The organism is Methylibium sp. T29, assembly GCF_000576205.1.
Taxonomy (GTDB): domain Bacteria; phylum Pseudomonadota; class Gammaproteobacteria; order Burkholderiales; family Burkholderiaceae_C; genus Methylibium; species Methylibium petroleiphilum.
The window spans coordinates 1-9,279 of sequence record NZ_AZND01000138.1 but is presented as its reverse complement, the minus strand read 5'-3'; the positions used below and the strand labels follow the sequence as shown (position 1 = coordinate 9,279).

The following is a 9,279-nucleotide window of genomic DNA, read 5'->3' as shown; positions in this document are numbered from 1 at the left end:
CCGGCCAGCACCACGGCGCGCTTGCCGGCCAGCGAGCGGCCGTGCGCCAGCCACGCCACACCGGCCGCGGCGGTGGTGTTCGAGCCGTTGCTGTCGAGCATCACCGACACGCGGAAGTTGGCGAAGAACTTCTTGCGCACCGCCTTGAACAGCGCCTCGCCGTCGGCCATGTTGGACCCGCCGACGAAGATCGCGGTGTTCTTCTTGTCCTTCGGCGCGCGCGTGAAGATCGCGCCGTCGACGAGCCCGCCCACGTTGGCCGGCGTGATGCCGCCATAGGCCGTCACGTGATCGGCGCCGCCGTCGTAGGCGACGACGTTGTCGAACACTGCCGGATGCGGGTCGGTGTCGAATTGGTACAGCAGTTTCTTCATCGCCGGCTCCTCAGGTCACCAGATGCTGCGGTCGGCCTTCGGCCCACCGATCGATGTTGTCGATGAGCTGGTCGGCCAGGAACTGCATCGCGCCGTCCGAGGCCCAGGCCACGTGCGGTGTGAGGATGAAGTTCGGGCGCCGCACGTCCAGCAGCGGGTGGCCGTTCTTCGGCGGCTCGGTGGTGAGCACGTCGAAGCCGGCGCCGGCGATCAGGCCTTCGTCGAGCGCCTGGATCAGCGCCGCCTCGTCGACCAGGCCGCCGCGCGAGGTGTTGATCAGCAGCGCATTGCGCTTCATGCGGCGCATCTGCTCCAGCCCGATCAGGTTGCGCGTCGACGGCGTCAGCGGGCAGTGCATCGAGATCACGTCGCTCTCGGCAAGCACCTGCTCGAAGGGCGTGAACTCAACGCCCGGCATCTTCGGCGGCTCGTGGTCGGCGAAGAGCACCTTCATGCCGAAGCCACGCGCGATCGCCGCGGTGCCCTGGCCGATCGCGCCCTCGCCGATGATGCCCAGCGTGGCGCCGTGCAGGTCGCCGATGTCGTGCGTGAAGAAGCAGAACTGGTCCGACTTCTGCCACACGCCCGCCTCCACGTCCTGCCGGTAGGCCAGGATGTTGCGACGCAACGCCAGGATCAGCGCGAAGGCATGCTCCGGCACCGTGTGCACCGCGTAGTTGCGGATGTTGGCGACCGCGATGCCGTGCTCCTTGCAGTAGGGCACGTCGATCACGTCGTAGCCGGTGGCGGCCACCGCGATCATCTTCAACTGCGGCAGCTGCTTCAGCGTCTCGGCCCGCAGCGGCACCTTGTTGGTGATCGCCACGGTCGCGCCCTGCAGCTTCGCGACCACCTCGTCGACCGAGGTCTTGGCGTGCTCCACATAGCTCTCGGCCTGCGCCGGCTTGCGGACCTTCGCCTTCAGCGATTCACGGTCCAGGAACACCACGGAATGGCTCATGTCAGTCTCCATCGTTCTTCATCACCACCCACTCACCCAACCACTGCCCAGCCGCGCGGCCGCCGCGGATCCGGCTCCGCCGGTCCGCCTGCGGCGCCCCCTCGGGGGGGCGCCGCAGGCGCAACGGGGGGGGTCAATCAATGCGCGCCCTCGGTCGACCCCATCGACTGCGACGCATACACCACCTCGCTGCGGGCGACCTTCTTCTTGGGCACGTTGTCGTGGGTGCGGAAGTACTTCTGCGCCGCGGCCACGCCCGAGCCCGGCTCGATCTTGATGCCCACGTCGAGCATGGACATCTCGGCGCCGGCCAGCGCGCCCAGCACCATCAGCTCGTTCAGGTCGCCCAGGTGGCCGATGCGGAACACCTTGCCGGCCACCTTGCTCAGGCCGGCGCCCAGCGACAGGTTGTAGCGGCGGAAGGCCACGTCGATCACGTGCGCGCCGTTGATGCCCTCGGGCACGACGATCGCCGACACGGTGTCGGAGTACCACTTCGGATCCTTCGCGCACAGGCCGAGCTTCCAGCCGTCCAGCACGGCTGCGCGCACGCCCGAGGCCAGGTAGGTGTGGCGCCAGAAGATGTTCTCCAGGCCCTCTTCCTTGATCATCGTCAGCGACTCGCGCAGGCCGTAGAGCATCGGCAGCGCCGGCGTGTACGGGAAGTAGCCGGTGGCGTTGGCCTTGATCATGTCGCCGAAGTCGAAGAAGCAGCGCGGCGCCGTCGAGGACTCGCGCGCCTTCAGCGCCTTCTCGCTGGCACACACGATGCCCAGGCCGGCCGGCAGCATCAGGCCCTTCTGCGAGCCGCTGACGCAGATGTCCACGCCCCACTCGTCCATGCGGAAGTCGATGCTGCCCAGCGAGCTGACCGCGTCGACCAGCAGCAGCGCCGGATGCCTGGCGTCGTCGAGGGCCTTGCGCACGCCGGCGATGTCGCTGGTCACGCCGGTGGCGGTCTCGTTGTGGGTGGCGATCACCGCCTTGATCCTGTGGCCCTTGTCTTTCGAGAGGATCTCGGCGTACTTCTCGACCGGCACGCCCTCGCCCCACTCGCACTCGACCGTCTCCACCTGGAAGCCCAGGCGCGTGATCATGTCGATCCAGAGGTGGCTGAACTGGCCGAAGCGCGAGGCCAGCACCAGGTCGCCGGGCGACAGCGTGTTGGTGAGCGCCGCTTCCCAGCCGCCGGTGCCGGTGGCGGGGAAGATGATCGGCGTGCCGTTGGTGGTCTTGAAGACCGCCTTCAGGTCCTCGAGCACGCTCTTGGTCAGGTCGGGGAACTTGGACGAGCGATGGTCTTCCATCGACACGACCATCGCGCGTTGCACGCGCTCGGGCACGTTGGTGGGTCCGGGAACGAACAGGAAATTGCGGCCAGCCATGTGAGTCTCCTTGGTTGCTGGGATTCGGAATCGGTGGGTCGTCGAAGTGCAGGGAAAGTGCGCGCGATCAGAGTCCGTGGACGTCGGCGCCGTAGACCGGGAATCGCCGGCACAGCGCCGTGACCTCGGTGGCGACGCGCGCGATCACGGCATCGTTTTCGGGTGCCTCCAGCACGTCGGCCATCAGGTTCGCGATCGCGGTAGCTTCGGTCGTGCCGAAGCCGCGCGTCGTCATCGCCGGGGCGCCGATGCGGATGCCGCTGGTGACGAAGGGCTTCTCGGGGTCGTTGGGGATGGCGTTCTTGTTCACGGTCATGTGCGCACGGCCGAGCACGGCCTCGGCGGCCTTGCCGGTGATCTTCTTGGCGCGCAGGTCGAGCAGGAACACGTGGCTCTCGGTGCCGCCCGAGACGATGCGCAGGCCGCGCTCGGTGAGCGTCCTCGCCATCGCCTTGGCGTTGGACTTGACCTGCTGCTGGTAGGTCTTGAACGCCGGCGAGGCGGCCTCCTTGAAGGCCAGCGCCTTGGCGGCGATCACGTGCATCAGCGGGCCGCCCTGGATGCCGGGGAAGATCATCGAGTTGAGCGGCTTCTCGAACTCGGCGTTCGACAGGATCAGGCCGCCGCGCGGACCGCGCAGCGTCTTGTGGGTGGTCGAGGTCACGAAGTGCGCGATGCCGACCGGGTTGGGGTATTCACCCGCGGCGATCAGACCGGCGTAGTGCGCCATGTCGACCAGCAGGTAGGCACCGTTCCGGTCGGCGATGTCGCGCAGGCGCTGCCAGTCGATCACCATCGAGTAGGCCGACGCGCCGGCGACGATCATCTTCGGCTTGTGCGTCGCGGCCAGTTCGGCCACCTGCGCGTAGTCGATCGTCTCGGTCTCGGGCTCCAGGCCGTAGGACACCGCCTTGTAGAGCTTGCCGCTGAAGCTCACGCTCGCGCCGTGCGTCAGGTGGCCGCCGTGGGCCAGCGACATGCCCAGGATGGTGTCGCCGGGCTGCAGCATCGCCATGTAGACGGCGGCATTGGCCTGCGAGCCCGAATGTGGCTGTACGTTTGCATATTCGGCGCCGAACAAGGCCTTCGCGCGATCGATCGCCAGCTGCTCGGCGACGTCGACATGCTCGCAACCGCCGTAGTAGCGCTTGCCGGGATAACCCTCGGCGTACTTGTTGGTCAGCACCGACCCCTGCACCCGCATCACGCCGGGGCTGACGTAGTTCTCGGAGGCGATCAGCTCGACGTGGTCTTCCTGGCGTTGCAGCTCGTGCTGCATCGCAGTCCACAGCTCGGGATCGGTATCGGCAATGCGCAGGGAGGGATCGAACACGGCGGGCTCCAGTCGGGTTGATTCGGAGGTCCGTTGCGACTTTGGAAGCCGCTGCAGACCGTGAGGAAAGTCTAGGAGCGGGTCGTCGAAATGACTCATTAGTCTTTTTGGCCGACCGGCTCAGAAAGACCAATGACCGGGGGCGCGCACCGCGCCTAACATCGTTCGCAAGCCGTCCGGCGACGAGCCGGTCTGTTGAAATCGATCCACCGCAACCCCCGACCACCGGTCGCACAACGACATGCCTTCCCAGGGTCCCGACCTGCTACGCCGGATGTTCGATGCCGCAGTCGCGGCGGCCGCGCCCTCGCGCTGCCTGGGCGCGCATCTGCCCCCACTTCCGCGCGGGCGCACGCTGGTGATCGGCGCCGGCAAGGCTGCCGCATCGATGGCCCGGGCGCTGGAGTCGCAATGGCCCGGCGAGCTGTCGGGCATGGTGGTCACGCGCTACGGCCACCGAGTTCCGACCGAGCGCATCGAGGTCGTCGAGGCGGCCCATCCGGTCCCGGACGCCGCGGGCCGCGCGGCCGCCGGCCGCATGCTGGCGATGGTGCAGGGTCTGCGCGAGGACGACCTGGTGATCTGCCTGATCTCCGGCGGCGGCTCGTCGCTGCTGGCGCTGCCGGCCGAGGGCCTGACGCTGGAGGACAAGCAGGCGGTGAACCGCGCGTTGCTGAAGTCGGGCGCCAACATCACCGAGATGAACTGCGTGCGCAAGCACCTGTCGGCCATCAAGGGCGGCCGCCTGGCCGCCGCCTGTGCGCCGGCCCAGGTGCTGACGCTGACGATCTCGGACGTGCCGGGCGACGACCCGTCGGTGATCGCCTCGGGCCCGACCGTGGCCGATGCGACGACCTGCGCCGACGCGCTGGCGATCCTGACCAAATATGCGATCACCGAACCGAAAGCGGCGATCGACCACATCCGCCGCGGCCACGACGAGACGCCCAAGCCCGGCGATCCGCGCCTGGCGCGGGCCCGCCAGGTGATGGTGGCGACGCCGCAGATGTCGCTCGAGGCCGCGGCCGGCGTGGCGCGCGCAGCCGGCATCCAACCGGTGATCCTGGGCAATGCCCTCGAGGGCGAGGCCCGCGAGATGGCGCTGGTGCATGCCGGCATCGCCCGACAGGTGGCCGAGCACGGCCAGCCGGGCAGGACACCCTGCGTGCTGCTGTCCGGCGGCGAGGGCACGGTGACCGTGCGCGGTCAGGGCCGTGGCGGGCGCAACGCCGAGTTCCTGCTGGCGCTGGCGGTCGCGCTCGACGGCCACCCGCGCATGCACGCGATCGCATGCGACACCGACGGCATCGACGGCACCGAGGACAACGCCGGGGCACTGCTCGGCCCCGACACGCTCGCGCGCGCCCGCGCGCTGGGCCTGCATGCGCCGGCCTTCCTGGCCAACAACGACGGCTACAGCTACTTCTCGGCGCTCGGCGACCTGGTGGTCACGGGCCCGACGATGACCAACGTGAACGACTTCCGCGCGATCCTGATCGAGTGACGCGACGACAGGCGCGCCTCCGCTTTCCTTCCATCCCACCCGCACAAGACGAGAGAGAGACAAGATGGCCTCCGACATCGAAATCGCCCAGAAAGCCACCCTCCGGCGCATCACCCAGGTGGCGAGCGACAAGCTCGGCATCGCCGACGAGCACCTGGAGCCCTACGGCCACTACAAGGCCAAGCTCTCGCTCGACTACGTGGATTCGCTGAAGGACCGCCCGAACGGCAAGCTGATCCTCGTCACCGCGATCAGCCCCACGCCGGCCGGCGAAGGCAAGACCACGACCACCGTGGGCCTGGGCGACGCGCTCAACCGCATCGGGAAGAAGACCCTGGTGTGCCTGCGCGAACCCTCGCTGGGCCCGGTGTTCGGCATGAAGGGCGGCGCGGCCGGCGGCGGCCATGCACAGGTGGTGCCGATGGAGGACATCAACCTGCACTTCACCGGCGACTTCAACGCGATCCAGCTGGCCAACAACCTGCTGGCCGCGATGATCGACAACCACATCCACCACGGCAACGAGCTCGACATCGACGTGCGGCGCATCACCTGGAAGCGCGTGCTCGACATGAACGACCGCGCGCTGCGCGACATCACCTGCTCGCTCGGCGGCCCCGGCAACGGCTACCCGCGCGAGGACGGCTTCGACATCGTGGTGGCCTCGGAGGTGATGGCGATCTTCTGCCTCGCCACGTCGATCCAGGACCTGAAGGAGCGCCTGGGCAACATCGTGGTCGGCTACACCCGCCAGCAGAAGCCGGTGACCGCGCGCGACCTCAAGGCCCATGGCGCGATGACCGTGCTGCTGAAGGACGCGCTCAAGCCCAACCTGGTGCAGACGCTGGAGAACAACCCGGCCATCCTGCACGGCGGGCCGTTCGCCAACATCGCGCACGGCTGCAACTCCGTGATCGCCACCCAGACCAGCCTGAAGCTGGCCGACTACGTGGTCACCGAGGCCGGCTTCGGCGCCGACCTGGGGGCCGAGAAGTTCATCGACATCAAGTGCCGCAAGTCCGGCCTGCGCCCCGACGCGGTGGTGCTGGTGGCCACCATCCGCGCGCTCAAGTTCCATGGCGGCGTCGACGTGAAGGAGCTCAACACCGAGAACCTCGACGCGCTGGAGAAGGGCATCGCCAACATCGAGCGCCACGTCGCCAACATCCGCGAGCACTACGGCCTGCCCTGCGTGGTGTCGATCAACAACTTCACCTTCGACACGCCGGCCGAGCTGAAGCTGCTGCAGGACCGCATGGCGAAGCACGAGGTGCCGGTGATCGTGGCGCGCCACTGGGCCGAGGGCGGCAAGGGCGCCGAGGACGTGGCGCGCGCGGTGGTCGAGATCGTCGAGAAGGGCCAGAGCGGCGCCGCGGGCTTCAAGTTCGTCTACGACGAGTCCCTGCCGCTGATGGACAAGATCACCGCGATCGCCACCAAGATCTACGGCGCGGCCAAGGTCAACGCCAGCGCCAAGGTGTCCGGCGAGATCAAGAAGCTGCAGGACGCCGGCTACGGCCACTACCCGGTGTGCGTGGCCAAGACCCAGTACTCGTTCTCGACCAACCCCAGTGCGCGCGGCGCACCGTCGGGCCACACGATCGACATCCGCGAGGTGCGCCTCGCCGCCGGCGCGGAGTTCATCGTGATGATCTGCGGCGACGTGATGACGATGCCCGGCCTGCCCAAGGTGCCGTCGGCCGAGAAGATCGACCTCGGCGACGACGGCAAGGTCGTCGGCCTGTTCTGAGCGGCCCCTCACCGTCCGGAGCCCTTGCCATGCTGGCCCCCCTGCGCGCCGACGCCGCGCCCGCACTGCGTGTGCGCCGCCCGCGCCAGGGCGCCGACCTCGCCGCCTGGCTGGCCCACGCCGATGCGCTGCACGCGCAGACCATCGACATGGGGCTGGAGCGCGTCGTCAAGGTGCGCGACGCGCTGGGCCTGAAGCCCGGCTTCCCGCTGATCACCGTGGCCGGTACCAACGGCAAGGGCTCGACCTGCGCGCTGCTCGCGTCGGTGCTGGGCGCCGCGGGCTACCGCGTCGGCGTCTACAGCTCGCCGCACCTGCTGCGCTACAACGAGCGCGTGCGCATCGATGGCGCACCGGTCGGCGACGCGGCGCTGTGCGCGGCCTATGCGCGGGTCGAGGGCGCGCGCGGCCACACGCCGCTCACGCCCTTCGAGTTCGGCACGCTGGCGGCGATGTGCGTGTTCGCCGAGGCCGACCTCGACGCCGCGGTGCTGGAGGTGGGGCTGGGCGGCCGGCTCGACGCGGTGAACGCCTTCGACGCCGACTGCGCCATTGTCACCAGCATCGGCATCGACCACGTCGAATACCTCGGCCCGACGCGCGAGAGCATCGCGGTCGAGAAGTCCGGCGTGTTCCGCGCCGGCCGGCCGGCGATCTGCGCCGACCCCGAGCCGCCGGCCACGATCGCGCAGGAGGCCCGGCGCCTCGGCGCGCGCCTGCTGCAGAGCGGGCGCGACTATCGGGTGCGCCGCGACCCCGGCGACACCTGGACCCTGAGCCGCCGCAGCGGCGAACTCGGCGGCCTGCCGCTGCCGGCGCTGGCCGGCGACGTGCAACTGCACAACGCCGGCGCCTGCCTGATGGCACTGGAGACACTGGCCCGCACCCTGCCGGTGGACGCCGCGCAGATCCACCGCGGCCTGCGGCAGGTGCAGCTGATCGGTCGCTTCCAGCGCTGGCGGCGCCACCCCGGTGCCCCCGAGGTGCTGCTCGACGTGGCGCACAACCCGCATGCCGCGCAGCGGCTGGCGCTGACGCTGACCCAGCACCCGGTGCCGGGCCGCACGCTCGCGGTGTTCGCGATGCTGCGCGACAAGGACATCGCCGGCACCGCGCAGGCGCTGCGCGACGGCGTCGACGCCTGGTTCGTCGCCGGCATCGCCGAGCGGCGCGGCGCCTCAGCCGCCGACATGGCTGCGGCACTGGACGCCGCGCGGGTGCAGCGCACGGTGCACCTATGCGCGTCGCCGCTCGACGCCTACCGGGACGCGCTGGCCTCGGCCAGCCCGGACGACCGCGTGCTGGTGTGCGGCTCGTTCTCGACCGTGGCCGCGGTGCTGCGCGAGCTCGAGGCGGAGGCGACGGCGGGCAGTTGATGCGGCGTGGCGCGGCAGGCGTGCCCGCCGCGCAGCATCGAGGACAGGACCTCGCCGATCGACCTACAAGCCGTAGCGCTTTCGCCAGCCCGCGGGCACGAGGGCATCGACGACCAGCGCGACGAGCATCGACGCCCCGAGCAGCGGATAGATCAGCCCGAGCAGCAGCGCGATCGCGATCGCGCCAGCGGCCGCCCGGTCGCCCGCCTTGCGCGGCGGCGCTGCCAGCCGGCCGTGGGGGCGGCGCTTCCACCACATCACCACGGCCGAGACCGCCAGCACCACGATGGCCAGGCAGGCGGCCAGCATCACGAGCTGGTTGATCCAGCCGAACTGGCGCCCGGTGTGGAGGCTGATGCCCCACTCGGTCGCGCGGCCGACGATGCCGTAGTCGGCGTAGCGGATGTCGGCGAGCACGGCCCCCGAGTAGCGGTCGAGATGGACCACGCGCACCTCCCGGATGTCGCCCGGGAAGCGCATCGCGGTGTAGGCACCGCGCGGACCGTCGGGCAGGCGCACCGGCGTGCCGGCCGGCACGCCCATCCGCGCAAGGATCTGCAGCGCGCGGTCCAGCCCCAGGCCGTCGGCCTGCGGGG

Annotated in this window: 8 protein-coding genes; 3 read left to right on the top strand and 5 right to left on the bottom strand. The window is 69.7% G+C overall.

Going from position 1 to position 9,279, the window contains the following annotated elements; all coding sequences use genetic code 11:
* The 4 genes from x551_RS14880 to glyA form a co-directional block, all read right to left on the bottom strand.
* On the bottom strand, window positions 1-374 hold a 374-nt coding region (locus x551_RS14880), incomplete at its 3' end, for an NAD(P)-dependent methylenetetrahydromethanopterin dehydrogenase (protein WP_036249215.1).
* Window positions 375-384: 10 nt separating this feature from the next.
* Window positions 385-1,335 carry a D-2-hydroxyacid dehydrogenase gene (locus x551_RS14875; RefSeq protein WP_036230595.1) on the bottom strand — a complete coding sequence of 317 codons (951 nt, stop codon included), beginning with the start codon at window positions 1,333-1,335 and terminating at the stop codon, window positions 385-387.
* 137 nt (window positions 1,336-1,472) lie between these two features.
* Window positions 1,473-2,720: an aminotransferase class V-fold PLP-dependent enzyme gene (locus x551_RS14870; RefSeq protein WP_036230592.1), complete on the bottom strand. Its 1,248-nt coding sequence runs from the start codon at window positions 2,718-2,720 to the stop codon at window positions 1,473-1,475.
* Between the two features lie 67 nt (window positions 2,721-2,787).
* The gene (gene glyA / locus x551_RS14865; protein WP_036230590.1) at window positions 2,788-4,053 is read right to left on the bottom strand and encodes a serine hydroxymethyltransferase; all 1,266 of its coding nucleotides are present in this window, start codon (window positions 4,051-4,053) and stop codon (window positions 2,788-2,790) included.
* Between the two features lie 241 nt (window positions 4,054-4,294).
* Between glyA and x551_RS14860 the strand changes: the two genes are divergently transcribed.
* The 3 genes from x551_RS14860 to folC all read left to right on the top strand — a co-directional run bounded on the left by x551_RS14860 (window position 4,295) and on the right by folC (window position 8,683).
* Entirely contained in the window at window positions 4,295-5,557 is a 1,263-nt protein-coding gene (locus x551_RS14860; RefSeq protein WP_011830839.1) for a glycerate kinase, read from the top strand.
* Window positions 5,558-5,621: 64 nt separating this feature from the next.
* A complete protein-coding gene (locus x551_RS14855) occupies window positions 5,622-7,307 on the top strand; it encodes a formate--tetrahydrofolate ligase (protein ID WP_036230586.1) in 1,686 nt (561 codons plus the stop codon).
* Window positions 7,308-7,336: 29 nt separating this feature from the next.
* The gene (gene folC, locus x551_RS14850; RefSeq protein WP_081771346.1) at window positions 7,337-8,683 is read left to right on the top strand and encodes a bifunctional tetrahydrofolate synthase/dihydrofolate synthase; all 1,347 of its coding nucleotides are present in this window, start codon (window positions 7,337-7,339) and stop codon (window positions 8,681-8,683) included.
* A 63-nt stretch (window positions 8,684-8,746) separates the two neighbouring features.
* Here the strand turns inward: folC and x551_RS14845 are convergent.
* Window positions 8,747-9,279, bottom strand: a 533-nt coding sequence (locus tag x551_RS14845) for a PepSY domain-containing protein (protein ID WP_036249214.1), incomplete at its 5' end; no start/stop codon positions are given.

Excerpts from the sequence above, each read along its gene's own strand:
- x551_RS14875 (WP_036230595.1), bottom strand. The coding sequence starts at position 1,335 with ATGAGCCATTCCGTGGTGTTCCTGGACCGTGAATCGCTGAAGGCGAAG.
- x551_RS14870 (WP_036230592.1), bottom strand. The coding sequence starts at position 2,720 with ATGGCTGGCCGCAATTTCCTGTTCGTTCCCGGACCCACCAACGTGCCC.
- x551_RS14860 (WP_011830839.1), top strand. The coding sequence starts at position 4,295 with ATGCCTTCCCAGGGTCCCGACCTGCTACGCCGGATGTTCGATGCCGCA.
- x551_RS14855 (WP_036230586.1), top strand. The coding sequence starts at position 5,622 with ATGGCCTCCGACATCGAAATCGCCCAGAAAGCCACCCTCCGGCGCATC.
- folC (WP_081771346.1), top strand. The coding sequence starts at position 7,337 with ATGCTGGCCCCCCTGCGCGCCGACGCCGCGCCCGCACTGCGTGTGCGC.